Origin of the sequence: Azospirillum doebereinerae, from assembly GCF_003989665.1 — a bacterium.
In the GTDB taxonomy this organism is placed as follows: Bacteria; Pseudomonadota; Alphaproteobacteria; order Azospirillales; family Azospirillaceae; genus Azospirillum; species Azospirillum doebereinerae.
In genome coordinates this window covers 156,693-173,207 of the sequence record NZ_RZIJ01000012.1, presented here as the reverse complement: position 1 = coordinate 173,207, position 16,515 = coordinate 156,693, and the positions used below count along the sequence as shown (strand labels likewise).

Annotated in this window: 18 protein-coding genes; 8 read left to right on the top strand and 10 right to left on the bottom strand. The window is 68.0% G+C overall.

What is annotated here, in order from left to right; translation table 11 throughout:
- Positions 1-119: 119 nt before the first annotated feature.
- The 5 genes from EJ913_RS16410 (at position 120) to EJ913_RS16390 (ending at position 5,226) form a co-directional block, all read left to right on the top strand.
- Positions 120-1,685 (top strand): Do family serine endopeptidase, encoded by a 1,566-nt coding sequence (locus EJ913_RS16410; RefSeq protein ID WP_126999758.1) that lies wholly within the window; start codon positions 120-122, stop codon positions 1,683-1,685.
- 204 nt (positions 1,686-1,889) lie between these two features.
- On the top strand, positions 1,890-2,636 hold the full coding sequence (locus EJ913_RS16405) for a glycosyltransferase family 2 protein (protein ID WP_126999756.1): 747 nt from the start codon (positions 1,890-1,892) through the stop codon (positions 2,634-2,636).
- A 25-nt stretch (positions 2,637-2,661) separates the two neighbouring features.
- The gene (locus tag EJ913_RS16400; protein ID WP_126999754.1) at positions 2,662-2,997 is read left to right on the top strand and encodes a lipid-A-disaccharide synthase N-terminal domain-containing protein; all 336 of its coding nucleotides are present in this window, start codon (positions 2,662-2,664) and stop codon (positions 2,995-2,997) included.
- Positions 2,994-4,691 (top strand): ArnT family glycosyltransferase, encoded by a 1,698-nt coding sequence (locus EJ913_RS16395; protein WP_126999752.1) that lies wholly within the window; start codon positions 2,994-2,996, stop codon positions 4,689-4,691. Before EJ913_RS16400 ends, EJ913_RS16395 begins: the two co-directional genes overlap by 4 nt.
- Before the next feature lie 163 nt (positions 4,692-4,854).
- On the top strand, positions 4,855-5,226 hold the full coding sequence (locus tag EJ913_RS16390) for a hypothetical protein (RefSeq protein ID WP_126999750.1): 372 nt from the start codon (positions 4,855-4,857) through the stop codon (positions 5,224-5,226).
- Between the two features lie 254 nt (positions 5,227-5,480).
- Here EJ913_RS16390 and EJ913_RS16380 read toward each other — a convergent pair whose 3' ends face one another.
- From EJ913_RS16380 to EJ913_RS16340, 9 genes are all read right to left on the bottom strand, one after another.
- A complete protein-coding gene (locus EJ913_RS16380) occupies positions 5,481-6,581 on the bottom strand; it encodes a branched-chain amino acid ABC transporter substrate-binding protein (RefSeq protein WP_126999748.1) in 1,101 nt (366 codons plus the stop codon).
- 164 nt (positions 6,582-6,745) lie between these two features.
- The gene (locus EJ913_RS16375; RefSeq protein WP_126999746.1) at positions 6,746-7,105 is read right to left on the bottom strand and encodes a DUF6867 family protein; all 360 of its coding nucleotides are present in this window, start codon (positions 7,103-7,105) and stop codon (positions 6,746-6,748) included.
- 1 nt (position 7,106) lies between these two features.
- The gene (locus tag EJ913_RS16370; RefSeq protein WP_126999684.1) at positions 7,107-7,817 is read right to left on the bottom strand and encodes an ABC transporter ATP-binding protein; all 711 of its coding nucleotides are present in this window, start codon (positions 7,815-7,817) and stop codon (positions 7,107-7,109) included.
- 12 nt (positions 7,818-7,829) lie between these two features.
- Positions 7,830-8,729, bottom strand: a complete 900-nt coding sequence (locus EJ913_RS16365) for an ABC transporter ATP-binding protein (RefSeq protein WP_126999682.1) — start codon at positions 8,727-8,729, stop codon at positions 7,830-7,832.
- Positions 8,726-10,228 carry a high-affinity branched-chain amino acid ABC transporter permease LivM gene (livM, locus tag EJ913_RS16360; RefSeq protein WP_126999680.1) on the bottom strand — a complete coding sequence of 501 codons (1,503 nt, stop codon included), beginning with the start codon at positions 10,226-10,228 and terminating at the stop codon, positions 8,726-8,728. Before livM ends, EJ913_RS16365 begins: the two co-directional genes overlap by 4 nt.
- Before the next feature lie 5 nt (positions 10,229-10,233).
- On the bottom strand, positions 10,234-11,139 hold the full coding sequence (locus tag EJ913_RS16355) for an ABC transporter permease subunit (protein WP_126999744.1): 906 nt from the start codon (positions 11,137-11,139) through the stop codon (positions 10,234-10,236).
- A gap of 345 nt (positions 11,140-11,484) precedes the next feature.
- Positions 11,485-12,264: a hypothetical protein gene (locus EJ913_RS16350; RefSeq protein ID WP_126999742.1), complete on the bottom strand. Its 780-nt coding sequence runs from the start codon at positions 12,262-12,264 to the stop codon at positions 11,485-11,487.
- Entirely contained in the window at positions 12,264-12,566 is a 303-nt protein-coding gene (locus EJ913_RS33230; RefSeq protein WP_126999740.1) for a hypothetical protein, read from the bottom strand. The genes EJ913_RS16350 and EJ913_RS33230 overlap by 1 nt, the downstream gene beginning before the upstream one ends.
- A 116-nt stretch (positions 12,567-12,682) precedes the next feature.
- Complete coding sequence (locus tag EJ913_RS16340; RefSeq protein WP_244939380.1) at positions 12,683-12,955, bottom strand: hypothetical protein; 273 nt, start codon at positions 12,953-12,955, stop codon at positions 12,683-12,685.
- A 211-nt stretch (positions 12,956-13,166) separates the two neighbouring features.
- Here EJ913_RS16340 and EJ913_RS16335 point away from each other — a divergent pair, with 211 nt between their 5' ends.
- The gene (locus EJ913_RS16335) at positions 13,167-13,376 is read left to right on the top strand and encodes a hypothetical protein (RefSeq protein WP_126999736.1); all 210 of its coding nucleotides are present in this window, start codon (positions 13,167-13,169) and stop codon (positions 13,374-13,376) included.
- On the opposite strand, the gene EJ913_RS16330 is transcribed toward EJ913_RS16335, so the two are convergent.
- Positions 13,363-14,358, bottom strand: a complete 996-nt coding sequence (locus EJ913_RS16330; protein WP_244939379.1) for an MBL fold metallo-hydrolase — start codon at positions 14,356-14,358, stop codon at positions 13,363-13,365. The genes EJ913_RS16335 and EJ913_RS16330 overlap by 14 nt on opposite strands.
- A 311-nt stretch (positions 14,359-14,669) precedes the next feature.
- On the opposite strand from EJ913_RS16330, the gene EJ913_RS16325 reads away from it, so the two are divergent.
- Complete coding sequence (locus EJ913_RS16325; protein ID WP_126999732.1) at positions 14,670-15,698, top strand: OmpA family protein; 1,029 nt, start codon at positions 14,670-14,672, stop codon at positions 15,696-15,698.
- Between the two features lie 148 nt (positions 15,699-15,846).
- Complete coding sequence (locus tag EJ913_RS16320; protein WP_126999730.1) at positions 15,847-16,497, top strand: response regulator; 651 nt, start codon at positions 15,847-15,849, stop codon at positions 16,495-16,497.
- Positions 16,498-16,515: the final 18 nt, after the last annotated feature.

The window sequence follows — 16,515 nt, the reverse complement described above, 5'->3', positions numbered from 1 at the left end:
GGTAAAGGGGGGTGAAGGGGCAATTTCAAAAAGGTCACGGACCCGAACGCCGTGCAAAAGCGTTTTGCAGGATGAACCGACCCGTCCGGGTCATCACGTCCGTCAGGCGGAGACCGTCCATGCCGCATTCGCCCGTCCTTTTCCGACGCCTGCCGGCGCTGGCGCTCTCCACCGCGCTGGTTGGCGCGCTGGCCATGCCGCTCGCGACCCAAACCGCTGTCGCCCAGGAGGCGGCCCCCGCCCCGGCGGTTTCCGCGCCCGGCGCCAGCCAGACCTACAACCCGCCCTCCTTCGCGGCGCTGGCCCGGACCCAGGTCGACACCGTCGTCAACATTTCCACGACGCAAGGGGCGCCCCAGGGCGCCGGGCGGTCGGCCGAGGGGCCGGACACCCCGCCCGGCTCCCCGCTGGAGGAGTTCTTCCGCGAATTCCGCAACCGCCAGCGCGGTGAGGGCGCGGAGCCGCCGTCCGGCGGTCCCCATGGCGGCATGCCGTCCATGGCGCTGGGCTCGGGATTCGTCATCGACCCCTCGGGCCTGATCGTTACCAACCACCACGTCGTGGCCGACGCCTCGGAAATCGCGGTCACCCTGCACGACGGCACCCGCCTACCGGCCAAGCTGGTCGGGTCGGACGCGCCGACCGACCTCGCGCTTCTGAAGGTCGAAAGCACCAAGCCGCTGGCCTCGGCCCATTGGGGCGACAGCGAGGCGGTGCAGGTCGGCGACTGGGTGGTCGCCATCGGCAACCCGTTCGGGCTGGGCGGCTCGGTCACCGCTGGCATCCTGTCGGCCCGCGCCCGCGACATCCAGCAGGGCCCCTACGACGAGTATCTGCAGACCGACGCCTCGATCAACCGGGGCAATTCCGGCGGGCCGCTCTACAGCACCGACGGGGGGATCATCGGCATCAACACGGCGATCTACTCGCCGACCGGCGGGTCGGTCGGCATCGGCTTCGCGATTCCCTCCTCCATCGCCAAGCCGGTCATCGACCAGTTGAAGGACGGCGGCAAGGTGCGGCGCGGCTGGCTGGGCGTGCAGGTCCAGCGGGTGACGCCCGACATCGCCGAGAGCCTGGGCATGGAGGACACCAACGGCGCGCTGGTCACCAGCGTCGCCCCCGACGGCCCGGCCGCCGCCGCCGGCATCCGCCAGGGCGACGTCATCACCCGCTTCGGCGACAAGACCGTCGAGCAGATGCGCCAGCTTCCCCGTCTGGTCGCGTCGAGCGCCATCGGCAGCACGATACCGCTGGGCGTCATCCGCGGCGGCAAGCCCGATTCCGTTCCGGTCCTGGTCGGCGAACTGCGCAACGAGCCGCAGCAGGTCGCCATGGCGGGTTCGAGCGGACTGCCGCGTTCCGCCCAGCCCGAGACCAGGAGCGTGCTCGGCCTGAAGCTGGCTCCGCTGACGCAGGGGCTGCGCGAGACCTTCTCCATCGCGTCGGACGTGGAAGGGCTGGTGGTGACGGAGGTGGGCGACAACAGTGTCGCTTCCGAACGCGGGCTGGATCTGGGCGACGTCATCGTCGAGGCGGGGCAGGAGCCGGTGAACACCGCCGCCGACCTCGACGCCCGCATCAACCAGGCGCGCGACCAGGGGCGCAAGACGCTGCTGATGCTGGTCAGCCGTGGCGGCGATCTGCGCTACATCCCGCTGCCGCTGGAGGAAAAGAAAGGCTGAGGGCGGTTTCGCGAACCACAAGGAAAGCGCTAACGCCTTCATAACAAAGACGGGCCCGGACGCCCTCGCGCGTCCGGGCCCGTCTTTGTTATGGACGATGCGGCGGGAGCGGGGCTGGCCTCCGCCCGGTCCCATCCTTTTCCTCTACCGTTCGCCGGGCCGCGAGAGTATTTTGCCGCCCGTTCGGCGAATGGGATGGCAGAAGTGAGCAATCTTGCGGAAAACCGCGAGCCGGTCCGGCTTTCGGTCGTCGTTCCGGTTTTCAACGAGGCCGACAATGTCTTGCCGCTGCTCGACGAGATCGAGCGGGCGCTGATCCCGGTCGGCGGTTTCGAAGTGATCTTCGTGGACGATCAGTCCGACGACGACACCCAGGTCAGGCTCGCCCCGGCGGTCCTGGCCGGGCGCCTGCGCGTGCTGCGCCACAACCGGCGCTCTGGCCAGAGCGCCGCCGTGCGCAGCGGCGTCAAGGCCGCGCATGGCGAATGGGTGGTGACGTTGGACGGCGACGGCCAGAACGATCCCGCCGACATTCCGGCCCTGTTCGCCCTGGTGTCCGGCGGCAAGGCCGGGTCGCCGATGCTGGTCGGCGGCCTGCGCAAGAAGCGCCAGGACAGCCTGTCCAAGCGCTGGGCCTCGAAATTCGCCAACGCGGTGCGCCAGTCCTTCCTGCAGGACGGCTGCACCGACAGCGGCTGCGGGTTGAAGCTCTTCCGCCGCGAGGCCTTCCTCGACCTGCCCTTCTTCGGCGCGATGCACCGGTTCCTGCCGGCGCTGTTCCGCGCCCACGGGCATCCGGTGGCCTATGTGCCGGTCAACCACCGCCCGCGCGAGCGCGGCGTGTCCAAGTACAACAACTGGCGGCGCGGCCTGATCGGCGTCGTCGATCTGCTCGGCGTCTATTGGCTGAAGCGGCGGACCAAGCTGTCGCCGACTTCCGAACAACTCTGAGCGTTTTTCGCGACTGGAAGATCCGATGATTGAGCGCGCCGTAGCGTGGTTCCAAGGGCAGAGCACGACCGACCTCGTCTGGGTCGGCATCGGTTTCATGGCCCAGCTTATGTTCACGATGCGCTTCGTGATCCAGTGGATCGCCAGCGAAAAGGCCCGGCGCAGCGTGATGCCGGAGATGTTCTGGTATTTCTCGCTGGCCGGCGGCGCCATCCTGTTCGCTTATTCCTTCTACCGCTTCGACCCGGTCTTCATGCTGGGGCAGGGCGCCGGCTTGGTCATCTACATCCGGAACATCTATTTCGTGTGGACCAACAAGAAATCGGCCTCGGCGCCGGACGCCGTGCCGAGCAAATCGTGACGGACGGCACTGCGCCGGCCAAGCCCGGTCCATGGCCCGGCCTGCCGCTCTACGCCTACGCGCTGCTGGCGCTGCTGAGCGCGGCGCTGTTCCTGCCGGGCTTCTCCGGCCTGCCGCCCTTCGACCGCGACGAATCCCGCTTCGCGCAGGCATCGTCGCAGATGCTCGACAGCGGCAACTACATCGACATCCGCTACCAGGACGAGACCCGCTACAAGAAGCCGATTGGCATCTATTGGTTGCAAAACGCGGCGACGGCGCTGGCGACCGAGGTCACCGGGACGCCGAAGGCAATCTGGACCTACCGGATTCCCTCCTTTCTCGGCGCGATCCTGGCCGTTCTGGCCAGCGCCTGGACGGGCGCGCGGCTGTTCGGCGGGGTGGCCGGCTTCCTCGCCGGTCTGATGATGGCGTCCTGCGTCGTGCTGGGCGTCGAGGCCCGCATGGCCAAGACCGACGCCGTGCTGCTGTCCACCGTGGTGCTGGGGCAGGCGGCGCTGGCGCATCTCTACCTGACCCGCGACCGCGTGGCGCCGGTCGGCCGTGGCGCCTGGACCGCGCCGCTGGTCTTCTGGATCGCCGCCGGGATCGGCATCCTCATCAAGGGGCCCATCGTTCTTCTCGTGTCGGGCACCACCGCGCTGACGCTGGCGGTGTGGGACCGCCGGGGGGGCTGGCTGAAACGGCTGAAGCCGCTGCCCGGTCTCGCCATCGTTCTGGCCATCGCCGCCCCTTGGTTGATCGCCATCGCCATCAAGACCAAGGGCGCCTTCTTCGCCGAATCGGTCGGCCACGACATGCTGGGCAAGGTCTCCGGCGGGCAGGAGGGCAAGGGGCTGCCGCCCGGATACTACCTCGGCAGCTTCTGGGTCACCTTCGCCCCCTGGTCCTTCCTGGCCCTGCTGGCGGTGCCCTGGGTCTGGGCCCGGCGGCGGGTCGACGCCGTGCGCTTCTGCATCGCCTGGATCGTGCCGAGCTGGCTGGTGTTCGAGGCGGTGCCGACCAAGCTTCTGCACTACACCCTGCCGGTCTTCCCGGCCATCGCCGCACTGGCCGCCGCCGCTGTCCTTGACGGTTTCGGGCGCAGCCGCGCGCAGCCGCGCCGCGTCCTCACCGTCGCGGCGGTGGCGCTGGGCGTGCTGGGATTCGGAGCGCTGACGCTGGCGGTGGCGGTGATCCCCTACCTTGTGGACGGGCGGATCGATCCGGTCGGGCTGGCGTTGGTGCCGGCGGTCCTCGGGCTCTTTGCCCTGTTCGTCCGACTGACGCTCCAGAGGCGGCTTCGCGCCGGTATGGCGGCCGGCGTCGCGGCGGCGGCGATCCTCTACGCCGGAACCTACGGCGCGGTGCTGCCGGCCATCGACGGGGTGTGGATCAGCCGCCAAGCGGCGCGCGCCGTCGCGGAGGTTCGGCCCTGCCCGGACAGCGTCATCGCCTCGGCCGGCTATTCGGAGCCGAGCCTCGTCTTCCTGCTCGGCACGCCGACGCGGCTGGTGCACGGCGCCGAGGCCGCCCGGCATCTGGCCGACGGGGGCTCTTGCGCGCTGGCCCTGGTCGAGGACCGTGAGGAGGCGGCGTTCAAGGCCGCTCTGGACCCGGCCGCCGCACTCAACCGGCTGGCCGAACTGTCCGGGTTCAACTACAACACCGGCAAGCGGCTGCATCTGACGCTCTACGGCCATTCCGCCCCGTAAGGTCACGCCGCCCGCGCGAACGGTGTCCCCCAGGCTGGGTAACGCGCCTCCGCCCTGGACGGTGGGGCGCGCTTGAGGCGCAATGTCGGTCCCGACCCGTCGCGCGCCGGCCCTTGAGGCTTGGCGACGCGGCGTCCGGATCACAACGGAAGGCGCCCGTTCGATGCATCGTACCCTCGCCGCCACTGTCCTGGCCCTCGCGGCTCTCGCCGCCACCGGCCCCGCCCATGCGCAGAAGCAGGAGTACAACTCCTGGACCTTCGACGAGATGGTGCCGACCGGCCCCCACATGCGCAACATGGAGCAGGCCCAGCCGATTCCCGGCGCCCGGCCCTCGCATTGGGGATCGATGGGCAAATCCGGTCAGTTCCGTGCCGGCATGTCCCATTACGGCACCGACGTGAAGACGACCAACAAAGGCTATTCGGCGACCAACTCGCTGACGCCGCCCAAGGTGGACGTGACCAAGCGGGTTACCGCCGCCCCGCGCAGCGCCGATCCGCCGGCGGCCCCGCGCACCGTCCGGCGCGATTGATGGGAAACCGCTAACCGGCGTCCGGAGGATCTTCCGGAGGCCGCAGCCACGCCGGACACGCCGCTCGAATCGCCGTGTCCGGCGCGGCTTATTGGCGTGTCCAGCCGATCGATGAAGGCTCACAGTACACCGTCGGCAGTCCACGCCCAATATGGGCAGACGAGACCACTTCCCAACCACGCATCCCCCAAGAAAAAGGGTCCGGCGATTGCTCGCCGGACCCTTCCTTTTTCAAGCGAAGCGTCGAAGGACGATCACTTCACTTCGGCGTACTGGCCGTTGCTCCACTTGTACCAGACATAGGCCGGCGAGGTGACGTCGCCCTTGGCGTCGAAACCGAGCTTGCCGATGACGGTGTCGTAGGAGGTCTTGCGCATCACGTCCGCGACCTTGGCCGCGTCGGTCGAGCCGGCCGCCTTCACCGCTTCCGCCCAGATCTGCAGGGCGGCGTAGGTGTACAGCGTGTAGCCTTCCGGCTCGTAGCCGGCCTTGCGGAACTTCTCGACGACGACCTTGGCGTCCGGCTTCTCACGGGGATCCGGGCCGAAGGTCATCATGGTGTTCTCGCCGGCGGCGCCGGTGATGGCCCAGTACTCGTTCGTCACCAGGGCGTCGCCCGAGATGATGACCGCGTTCAGGCCCTGGTCCTTCATCTGGCGGGCGATCAGCCCGGCCTCGGTGTGGTAGCCGCCGACGTAGATCGCCTCGACCGCCGCCTGCTTCAGCTTCGACACCAGGGCCGAGTAGTCCTTCTCACCGGCCGTGTAGGCTTCGTAGATGGTTTCCTTCTGGCCGCCGGCGTTCAGCGCCTTCTGCGTCTCGTCGGCCAGACCCTTACCGTAGGCCGACTTGTCGTGCAGGATGGCGATGTTCTTGCCCTTGTACTTGTCCAGCAGATACTTGCCGGCGATCAGGCCCTGCTGGTCGTCGCGGCCGCAGACGCGGAAGACGTTCTTCAGTCCCTGCTCGGTCAGCTTCGGGTTGGTCGAAGCCGGGGAGATCTGGAGCATCCCCTCTTCGGCGTAGACCTGGCTGGCCGGGATCGAGGACCCCGAGCAGAAGTGACCGGCCACCAGCTTCACGCCGGCCTTGGCCAACTGGTTGGCGACGGCCACGGCCTGCTTGGGATCGCAGGCGTCGTCGCCGACTTCGAGCTTCAGCTTCTGACCCAGAACACCGCCGGCGGCGTTGATGTCCGCGACGGCCTGCTCCATGCCCTTCTTCATCTGCTCGCCGAAGGTGGCGTACTGACCGGTGATCGGACCGGCGGTCGCCACCGCGATGTCGGCCTTGGCGACCGTCGCGGAGAGCGCGGTGGCCGCAACGGCGGCCAGAAGGGACAGCTTGAGTTTCATGGGTTTTCTTACTCCCTGTTCGAAGAGTGGTCCCTGTTGCAACATTCCCCCGGCCCTTGTCGGGCCTAGGCCGCCGGGTCCCCTCCGGCGGTGTCCATTTTACCATACTCCGGCTTGGGCCCCATGCGACAGTTTTGCTAGGGCACCCAGCCGTTCGGCCTATCCTATTCCCCGGAGCCGGCGCCCACGCGTTCGCGCCAAGCAAACGGCCCATTGCGTTCGTAGAGCCAAGGGTACTGGTTGACCATGCGGCGGGCGATGGCGATGCGGTGGGTGGTCAGGGTGATCGCCCCGATCACCACCGTGTGCACCGCAAAGCCCCAAACCGACAGCAGCGGCTCGCCGAACAGACCCCAGGCGAGGAAGCGGTCGCCCAGACCCAGCAGCAGCGAATAGGCCAGCACGCTGGAGACCGGCTTCCAGCCCTCCGCCAGCGTCTGCCCGGTCAGCACCGCGAAGCCGCCGAACACCACCACCGTCAGCCCGAGGAACACCGGAAGCGACGCGCCCAGAAGGTGCTCCATCTCAGTGCCCCCCTTCCAGATAGGCCGCGCGGACCTCCGGATCGGCCAGCAGCGCCGCCCCCGACCCCGTCATCGTGATCCTGCCGTTCACCATCACGTAGCCGCGATGGGCCAGCTTGAGCGCGTGGAACGCGTTCTGCTCCACCATGAACACCGTCATCTTCTGCTCCCGGTTGATCGCCTGGATCACCTGGAAGATCTGCTTCACGATCAGCGGCGCCAGACCCAGGCTCGGCTCGTCGAGCAGCAGCAGGCGCGGCTGGCTCATCAGCGCCCGCCCGATCGCCAGCATCTGCTGCTCGCCCCCCGACATCGTCCCGGCCCGCTGGTGGATGCGTTCCTTCAGCCGTGGGAACAGCGTCAGCACCCGCTCCAGCTCCGTCTCGAAGCTGCCCGGTTTCGCCACGATCGAGCCCATCTGGAGGTTCTCCAGCACGCTCATCCGCGGGAAGATCCGCCGCCCCTCGGGGCTCTGCGCGATGCCGCGCCGCACGATCTCGTGGGTGGGCAACTCAGTGATGTCCTCGCCCTCGAAGACCACCCGGCCCTGGCGGGCGCGCGGGCTGCCGCACAGCGTCATCAGCAGCGTCGACTTGCCCGCCCCGTTCGCCCCGATCAGCGAGACGATCTCGCCGGACGCGATCTCCAGGTCGATCCCCTTCAGCGCCTCGATGGCGCCGTAGAAGGTGTGCACGCCGGAAACCTTCAGCATCGGTTCCATTCCTCAGATCTCCTTGGGCGCCGGATGCACGACCGAGGCCGGCAGGTCGCCCGCCACCTCCGGCGGCAGCTCGGCGTCCTCGTCCTCGCCCAGATAGGCGCGGATCACCGCCGGATCGTTCTTCACCGAGGTCGGATCGCCGTCGGAGATCTTCCGCCCGTAGTCCAGCACCACCACATGGTCGGAAATCCGCATCACCACGCTCATGTCGTGCTCGATCAGCAGCACGCCCGTGCGGTGCCCGTTGGGGTTGCGCGCGTCGCGGATGAAGGTCAGGATCTCCGCCAGCTCGCCCGACTCGCGCGGGTTCAGGCCGGCCGCCGGCTCGTCCAGGCAGAGCAGCACCGGCTCGGTGCACATGGCGCGCGCGATCTCCAGACGCCGCTGGGCGCCGTAGGGCAGGTTGCCCGCCTCCCAGTCGGCGAACTCGGTCAGCCGCACCCGCTCCAGCCAGTATTTCGCCAGCTCCAGCGCCGCCTTCTCCGCCTTGGCGTAGGTCGGCAGCCCGAACAGCCCGGCGATCGCGAAGCCCGACGCGTCCATCAGCTTGTTGTGCTGGGCGACGATCAGGTTCTCCAGCACGCTCATGCCGCCGAACAGCCGGATGTTCTGGAAGGTCCGCGCCACCCCGCTCTGGGCGATGCGGTAGCCCGGCATCCGCTCCAGCAGGAACTCGCGCCCGTCGGGGTGGCGCAGGCTCAAGCGGCCCACGGTGGGCGTGTAGAAGCCGGTGACGCAGTTGAACAGCGTCGTCTTGCCCGCCCCGTTCGGCCCGATCAGCGCGGTGATCTCGCCGGTCCGCGCCACGAAGGACACGTCGTTGTTCGCCACCAGACCGCCAAAGCGCATCGTCAGGTGTTCCACCGTCAAAAGCGGCGTCTCGGTCATCTCGGTCACACTCATCGCGCGGCTCCCGCGTTCACCCGCGGCGTCTTGCCGCCGTGCAGGAGGATGGTCGGGTCGCGGTGGGCCAGCAGCCCGCGCGGACGCCACAGCATGATCACCACCATGCCCATGCCGAAGGCCAGCATGCGGTAGTCGGCCAGCTCGCGGAAGGCCTCGGGCAGCCCGATCACCAGCAGCGTCGCCACCACCACGCCGATCTGCGAGCCCATGCCGCCCAGCACCACGATGGCCAGGATGATCGCCGATTCGATGAAGGTGAAGCTCTCCGGGCTGATGAAGCCCTGGCGCGTGGCGAAGAACGAGCCGGCGAAGCCGCCGAACATCGCCGCGATGGCGAAGGCCGCCAGCTTCATGTTGGTGCGGTTGATCCCCAGCGAGGCGCTGGCGATCTCGTCCTCGCGCAAGGCCTCCCAGGCGCGGCCCAGCGGCAGCTTGCGCACCCGCAGGGTGAAGACGTTGACCACCAGGGCCAGCGCCAGGATCAGGTAGTACATGAAGACGATGCGGTGGAGCGGCGAGAACTCCAGCCCGAACAGCTCGTGGAAGGCGGCCATGCCCTCGGGGGGCGTGCGGGTGAAGTCGGCGATGCCGAAGAAGCTCGGGCGCGGGATGCCCGAGATGCCGTTGGGGCCGCCGGTGAACTGGTACCAGTTGACCAGGATGATGCGGATGATCTCGCCGAAGCCGAGCGTGACGATGGCGAAGTAGTCGCCGCGCAGCCGCAGCACCGGGAAGCCGAGCAGCACGCCCGAACAGGCCGCCAGCACCCCGGCCAGCGGCAGGCAGACCCAGAAGCTCAGCCCGAAGTAATGGGCCAGCAGCGCGTAGCTGTAGGCGCCCACCGCGTAGAAGGCGACGTAGCCCAGATCGAGCAGCCCGGCCAGGCCCACCACGATGTTCAGCCCCCAGCCGAGCATGATGTAGGTCAGCAGCAGGATGCCGATGTCGAGCAGTTGGCGGTCGGCCAGCGGGGTCAGCGGCAGGGCGACGGCAAACGCGATGGCGACCGGGGCGATGTACTTGGTGGCGTGCTGCACCTTGGCGGCGACGCGGTCCATGCGGCGGTCGCGCTCGGCCTGGGACAGCTTGGAACGCCCGGTGGTCAGCGTGATGGCGGCGCGCAGCGCGATGATGCCGCCGCCGGCGACCAGCACCAGGCGCAGCACCTGGGTCGGCATCGGCAGGGCCAGCCCGACGGCGGCGGCGGCCAAGGCCAGCACCAGCACCGGCAGGGCCAGCCCCTGGCGGATCAGCCCGAGGCCGAGCCGGCCGAGGAAGACCAGGACGATGGAGGCGATCACCTCGTCGGGGCGCGCCTCGATGCTCAGGCCGGTCGGGCGGTCGACGGTGCGCAACCCCACCAGCGGGACGGTGAGCAGCAGGGCGACGAAGGCGGCGGTGGCGGCGTCCTTGAGGCTGCCCGGCCAGTCGACGGCGGGGCGGGCGGGGACGGCGGCGGGGGCCGGAGTGGGGGCGGTGTGGGAGGGCATGGTCATGGCGCTCACACCTTCTCGATTTCAGGACGCCCGAGCAGGCCGGTGGGGCGGAAGATCAGCACCAGGACGAGCAGGGTGAAGGTGGCGACGTCCTTCCATTCGGAGCCGACGTAGCCCGACCAGAAGGCCTCGATCAGGCCGATGACGACGCCGCCGAGCATGGCGCCGGGCAGCGAGCCGACCCCGCCGAGCACGGCGGCGGTGAAGCTCTTCACGCCGGCCAGGAAGCCGATGTAGAAGTCGATGACGCCGTAGATCAGCAGCACCATCATGCCGGCGACGGCGGCCAGCGCGGCGCCCATGACGAAGGTCAGCGAGATGATGCGGTCGACGTTGACGCCGAGCAGGCCGGCCATCTTCTTGTCCTGCTCGCAGGCGCGTTGCGCCCGGCCGAGCGAGGTGCGGCTGATCAGCATCGTGAAGCCGACCATCAGCACCAGGGTGATCAGAATGGTGGCCAGCCGGACGTAGCTGACCGAGACGGCGCCGTCCATCAGGGTGAGGTTGCCGGGCAGGATGGGCTGGAGCGGCTTGGAGCGGGCGCCCTGGAGCAGCTGCATGTAGTTCTGCAGGAAGATCGACATGCCGATGGCCGAGATCAGCGGGGCCAGGCGCGGCGAGCTGCGCAGCGGCCGGTAGGCGATGCGCTCGACCGCCCAGCCATAGACGCTGGTGAACAGCATCGAGGCCGCCAGCATCACCACCAGCGCCAGCGGCACCCAGGTGATGCCAAGCGCCCCCATCGCCAAAAAGGTGATCAAGGCCACGAAGGCGCCGATCATGTAGATCTCGCCATGCGCGAAGTTGATCATCCCGATGATGCCGTACACCATCGTGTACCCGATCGCGATCAAACCGTAGATCGCCCCCAACGACAATCCGTTGATCAACTGCTGTATGAAATATTCCATGAAGTCACCCCACCTTCAGCGCGGCGCAGAGGCAGGGCGCGGCGGTACGGGCACACACGGCACACCGGTCACGCAACAGCGGCCCCCTGTCTGATCCGGTTCGTCTATTGGCTTGACGAACCATGCTTTTTGTCACCCTGAACGGCCTATCCCCTCCGCTCCGGACAGGGTGGGGGGATAAGCCCTTCGACTGTTTCGGTAGTACCAGCCCGGTGGATTTTTGCAAGACAGATTTGTGTTGTTCGCATGAGTGGGGCGACGATGCAGACGTCGGAAACGACGAAGGCCCCATCCGCCGGTTGGCGGATGGGGCCTTCGATCGAAGCGTTCAAACCGTGACGGCGGTCAGCGCGCGGCGACGGTCTGCTTGGCCGGAGCGGCGACGACCTTGGGCTTGGCGGCGGCCGCCTTGGCGGGGGCCTTCGCCGGAGCCTTGGCCTTGGCGGCGGTCGCCTTGGCCGGAGCGCGGCCGGTCGACGCTTGGGCGACGGCGATGGGGGCGTCCGGAACGCTGACCACCTGCACATCGCACAGCGGCTTGCTGGCGAGGTGCATCAGGCCGGCGTTCTTTTCGTCCGAGGTCAGGATGCGCAGGTCATCGGCGTTGAGCTCCTTCGCCGCGATGGAGCGGTCGACGAAGGTTTGGCAATATTGTGGGATGCCGATGGTCGCGGCGCGGCGGCTGACCTCGTTCGCCAGCTCCGTGCGGAAGGTGTCGAACTTCTGCGTGCCATTGCCGCCGGTCTTCTTGTAGTAACCGATCAGCGTGGCTTCCGAGCTGGACAGCATCGCGCGGTTCTTGACCGAGAAATCCTGGTACAGGCCGAAGGGGTTCTTTTCCGGCACCACCGATTTGCAGGTCAGGCCGACCACCATCATTTCGGTGTGCATGCGCATCAGCTGTTCGGCCGCGTGCTCGCTGCGGCTGTAGCAGGCGCCGGGCTTGGCGGCGGTGGTCTTCGCGGCGGCCGGCTTGGCCGGCTTGGCGGCAGCGGCGGGCTGCTTCGCGGGCGCGGCGGCGGCCGGCGCGGACAGGGCGAGCGGAGCCGCCATCAGCGCGCCCAGCAAGGCGGCGCGGGTGAGGGACGGGAACGAAAGGCAGAGGGCGGCGCGCTGGCGACTCATCAAGGTGCTCCGGTGGCGCGGTTCGTCGAAAGGAAAGCTCGCGGGTGATACGGATAAGCCTCGCCCGCCTCGCGGCCTTGTTCTACCGCATCACCGGAACCGGTCAACCGGATTTGCCGGACGCACACGTTTTGTCCCAGCACTGTGACCGCTTGAACCCGCCCGGGTTTTATGGTGCCGATGGATTTCATGATGCGCATCGGCCGGCCGGGGGCGATCGAGCCGGCAGGCGCGGAAAAGAAAGGGCTCGACACCTGCCCATTCCGTATCAGTCCTTTCGCTTGAATACCGAAGCTTTTCACGAGCGGTACTTCAAACGGATGATTTCAGTCCAGGGCATCTTGGGGAACCTTCGTAACCCGTAACCATGCACGAATCATGAGACTTTGAAGTCAATTGAGTCTTTTCCCGTCAGACTTTAAGGAATCGGGCGGTCGACGCGCACGACGCCGGACGGGATGCCGGCCTGCGCCGCCGCGATGGAAGGCGGCATTCGGGTGCCGGATTTTTCGTCCAGCAGCCGTTGCGATGCTCGCATCACGTCACGCCAGAAGGCGGCGGCTCGGGTGTGGTTCGCAGCCGTGAGTTCGACAAGGCGAACCCGGCTGATACGGACCGCGGTCTCTCCCAGTTCATCCACCAGGCGAGTCGCGAAAACAAGCACGTCGAGGTCGGTGTTCATACCCGTCATGAACCCACGCTCGCGGCTTTTGTTCCAGCTTTGTGGCGGGGTGCGTCCTCGGGCATCGGGGGTGCCTCAAGCGATATTGCATTGCAGCATGAGCGTTGCCGCCGGCTATCGAATGGACAGTCGCCACGGGCAAGGCTTTTTGTGCTTCAATGCGCCCTCGGGACCGTCCATGACGGGAGGGTCCCCAAGGACGAGTGGTGGAGAGGTGGACATGCGCAGGAAGCGCGAGGTCGTCGAAGGCCAAGTGTACCGCAAGCTGGGACCCAGCGGTGGTTTCTGGGAGGTGATCGCCATCCGCAAGGACGGCATGGGCACCCAGCACGCCCAGCTGAAACGGGCGGACGACCCCAAGACTCTGAAGACGCTCTCGGTGTCCGCCCTGCTCGACACCCAGCAGTTCGAGATCGTCACCGAGTCGTGACGGCACCCTGTCCGGCGCCGCGCCGGTAAAGGTCAATCCCGTCCGGCCCGGTGTTCCGCAGCAGCGCGCCGCGCCTGATCAGGTGATTCAGATGGGCGATGGCTTCGCCCATCGCAAACACCGTCTGGTGCGTGTCGAGCGGACGGTCGAACAGGCGCCGCATCACCGCGGCGGCGGTCTGCGGCATGGCGCAGAACGGCACGATTTCCTCCAAGCGCGCCGCGTGGTGGTCGGTCAGATCGGCCGCCCGTCCATGCAGCCCTCGGAACGGCAGCCCGTGCGAGGGCAGCACCAACGTATCGGCAGGCAGCTCCGACCACGCGTCCAGGCTGGCGAGGTAGTCGGCCAGCGGGTCGGCGTCCGGCTCGGCCGGCCAGACGCTGATGTTTGGGCTGATGCGCGGCAGGATCTGGTCGCCGGGGATCAGCACCCCGTTCGCCGCGTCGTAGAGGCTGACCGGCTCGGCCGTGTGGCCGGCGCCACCGATCACCCGCCAGCTTGTGGAGCCCACGTTCAAAAGGTCGCCAGCCCGCAGGCGGGTCAACGTGGCCGGTACGCCGGGGACACCGCGCGCGTAGGAACCCGCGCGGTCGCGCACGGCGGCCTGCGTCTCCGCGTCCAAGCCGCTGCGGCGGTAGAAGCGCTCGGCCGCCGCCTCCATCGCCGGGGTGTTGCCGCCGCACAGCATCCGCGCGACCAGCCATTCCGTCAGCGAGGTGGCGAAATCGGCCCCGGTCCGCTCCACCAACCAATCCGCCGCGCCGATGTGGTCGGGGTGGAAATGGGTGACGACGACACGCTCGACCGGCTTGCCCGCCAGCACCGTCGCCAGCAGCCCGTCCCACACCTCGCGGGTGCGGCGGTCGCCCAGCCCGGTGTCGACCAGGGTCCAGCCCGAGTCCCCGCCGTCCAGCGCCCAGACGTTGATGTGGTCAAGCTGAAAGGGCAGGGTCAGGCGGATCCACAGGACCCCCGGCGCCACGGCCAGCGCTCCGCCGTCGTCAGGGGCGGCGCAAAAGGGGTAATCGACACTCCCGTTCGGGGTAGGGGCCATGGTGGTCCGATGCCAATTGTCTGTTTTTGAAAGGGAAAAGGAGCGCGACGGCAGAGTGGCAAATATGAGACAGGGAGCGGGCCGTTGCAAGGGTGGGGATTGAGGGAACGCACAAGGGCTTTTATGTCGGGGGTAGGCACCAAGGGAAGCGCGCCGCCGCGACGGGTTTCCCCAGGTCATCCGTAACAGGTTCCAAGCGTTCCGTTTGGCCAACGCCGTCAACCATGGGAAAAAAGAAAATGAAGATGCGTGGAGTTCTGTTGGGCACGGCCCTCGCCCTTGCCCTGCCGACCGCCGCCATGGCCGCGACCGAGGGATTCTACGTCGGCGCCGGCGCCGGCGTGAACTGGACCCGCGACGCCGATGTGCGCAACTACCCCAGCAGCGGCTTCGGCCTTGAAGAATCCTTCAAGATCGGCGGCATCGGCGACGTGTCGGCCGGCTACGCCACCGCCATCGGCGTGCGCGCCGAGCTGGAGTTCGCGTGGCGCTGGCGCAACTCGGTCGACGGGACGGAAAGCGCCACTCCGGCGTTGCGCAACCTGGGCGGCAAGACCAGCTCGATCGCCTTCATGGGCAACGCGCTGTACGACATCAACACCGGCACGCCCTTCACCCCCTACATCGGCCTCGGCGCCGGTGTCGCGGAGGTCCGCCAGTCCCTGCGCGGCGTCAGCGACAAGGATTGGGTGTTCGCCTACCAAGGCATCGTCGGCGCGTCCTACGCGGTGACCGACAACGTGGCGGTGACGCTCGACTACCGTTACTTCGCCACGCAGGATCCGGAATTCGATCTGGGTCCGGTGACCTCGAAGGGCGAATACCGCAACCACACCATCCTGGCCGGTCTGCGCTACACCTTCGGCGGTCCGTCGCGTCCGGCCCCGGCGGCCTCGCCCGCCCCGATGGCCCCGGCGACCCAGGCCCAGCCGCAGACCGAGTATCAGGTGTTCTTCGACTGGGACAAGGCGACGATCACGCCGGTCTCCGACAAGATCATCGGCGACGCGTCGGCCGCTGCCGGCCGCGTCCGCGCGGTGAGCATCCACGTCATCGGCCACACCGACACCTCGGGTACGCCGACCTACAACCAGCGCCTGTCGCTGCGCCGCGCCGAGGCGGTCAAGCGCGCCCTGATCGCCAAGGGCACGCCGGCCAATCTGGTGTCGATCGAGGGCAAGGGCGAGCAGCAGCTGATGGTCTCCACCGGTCCGAACGTGCGCGAGCCGTCGAACCGCCGCGCGCAGATCCTGATCCGCGTGCAGTAACCGGACTTCCGGTGTTCGGAAGGGGCGTCGCTTTGGCGGCGCCCTTTTTCCATTTGCGGCGCTCCACCGCGCTAATGAGGTAGCGCCGTGCCTTGCGTCGGCGTATGACGGTGCGGCAATCACTCGCATTATCGGTCCGGGACGTTTCATGCAGGTTCTGATCGCCGACGATCATTCCATCGTCCGCAGCGGCTTGACCCACCTCGTTGGGGAATTGGACGAACAGGCCACGGTGGTCGCCGCCACCAGCTTCGGCCAGTTGAACGCCATTCTCGACCAGGGAAGCGTCTTCGACCTGATCGTGATGGATCTGCGGATGCCGGGATTGAGCGGTCTCGACGACGTCGAGGCGGTCGTCAAGCGGGTGGCGCCGGTGCCGGTGGCGGTCTTCTCGATGATCGAGTCGCCGGACGAGATGCGCGCGGTGCTGTCGCGCGGCGTGCGGGCCTTCATTCCGAAATCGACCGACGACGTGCTGGTGGTCAACATCCTGCGGCTGGTGATGGCCGGGGGATCCTATGTGCCGCCGGTGCTGGGCATGCCGGGCTCCGGCCCGGTCGCGGCGTCGTCCGGCCGAACGGCCCCGCCCAGCGTGTTCGACGGGTTGACGCGGCGGCAGCTGGAGGTCCTCGACCTGCTGGCGCAGGGGCTGTCGAACCAGGACATCGGCGAGCGGCTGGGGCTGAACCTGTCCACCGTTAAGACCCACGTCACCGGCGTGCTCAAGGCGCTGGGCGTCGGCAGCCGGACGCAGGCCGTGCTTCTGGTCAAGGAATCGGGGCGCGACCGGCTGGTGTGATCCCGCGCCCCTCGGCTT

Bases quoted from the DNA above. Each gene is read 5' to 3' on its own strand.
- EJ913_RS16325 (WP_126999732.1), top strand. From the start codon at position 14,670: ATGAAGATGCGTGGAGTTCTGTTGGGCACGGCCCTCGCCCTTGCCCTG.
- EJ913_RS16380 (WP_126999748.1), bottom strand. From the start codon at position 6,581: ATGAAACTCAAGCTGTCCCTTCTGGCCGCCGTTGCGGCCACCGCGCTC.
- EJ913_RS16350 (WP_126999742.1), bottom strand. From the start codon at position 12,264: ATGAGTCGCCAGCGCGCCGCCCTCTGCCTTTCGTTCCCGTCCCTCACC.
- EJ913_RS16365 (WP_126999682.1), bottom strand. From the start codon at position 8,729: ATGAGTGTGACCGAGATGACCGAGACGCCGCTTTTGACGGTGGAACAC.
- EJ913_RS16370 (WP_126999684.1), bottom strand. From the start codon at position 7,817: ATGCTGAAGGTTTCCGGCGTGCACACCTTCTACGGCGCCATCGAGGCG.
- EJ913_RS16410 (WP_126999758.1), top strand. From the start codon at position 120: ATGCCGCATTCGCCCGTCCTTTTCCGACGCCTGCCGGCGCTGGCGCTC.
- EJ913_RS16320 (WP_126999730.1), top strand. From the start codon at position 15,847: ATGCAGGTTCTGATCGCCGACGATCATTCCATCGTCCGCAGCGGCTTG.
- EJ913_RS16355 (WP_126999744.1), bottom strand. From the start codon at position 11,139: ATGGAATATTTCATACAGCAGTTGATCAACGGATTGTCGTTGGGGGCG.
- EJ913_RS16335 (WP_126999736.1), top strand. From the start codon at position 13,167: ATGCGCAGGAAGCGCGAGGTCGTCGAAGGCCAAGTGTACCGCAAGCTG.
- EJ913_RS16340 (WP_244939380.1), bottom strand. From the start codon at position 12,955: ATGACGGGTATGAACACCGACCTCGACGTGCTTGTTTTCGCGACTCGC.
- EJ913_RS16390 (WP_126999750.1), top strand. From the start codon at position 4,855: ATGCATCGTACCCTCGCCGCCACTGTCCTGGCCCTCGCGGCTCTCGCC.
- EJ913_RS16400 (WP_126999754.1), top strand. From the start codon at position 2,662: ATGATTGAGCGCGCCGTAGCGTGGTTCCAAGGGCAGAGCACGACCGAC.
- EJ913_RS16375 (WP_126999746.1), bottom strand. From the start codon at position 7,105: ATGGAGCACCTTCTGGGCGCGTCGCTTCCGGTGTTCCTCGGGCTGACG.
- livM (WP_126999680.1), bottom strand. From the start codon at position 10,228: ATGACCATGCCCTCCCACACCGCCCCCACTCCGGCCCCCGCCGCCGTC.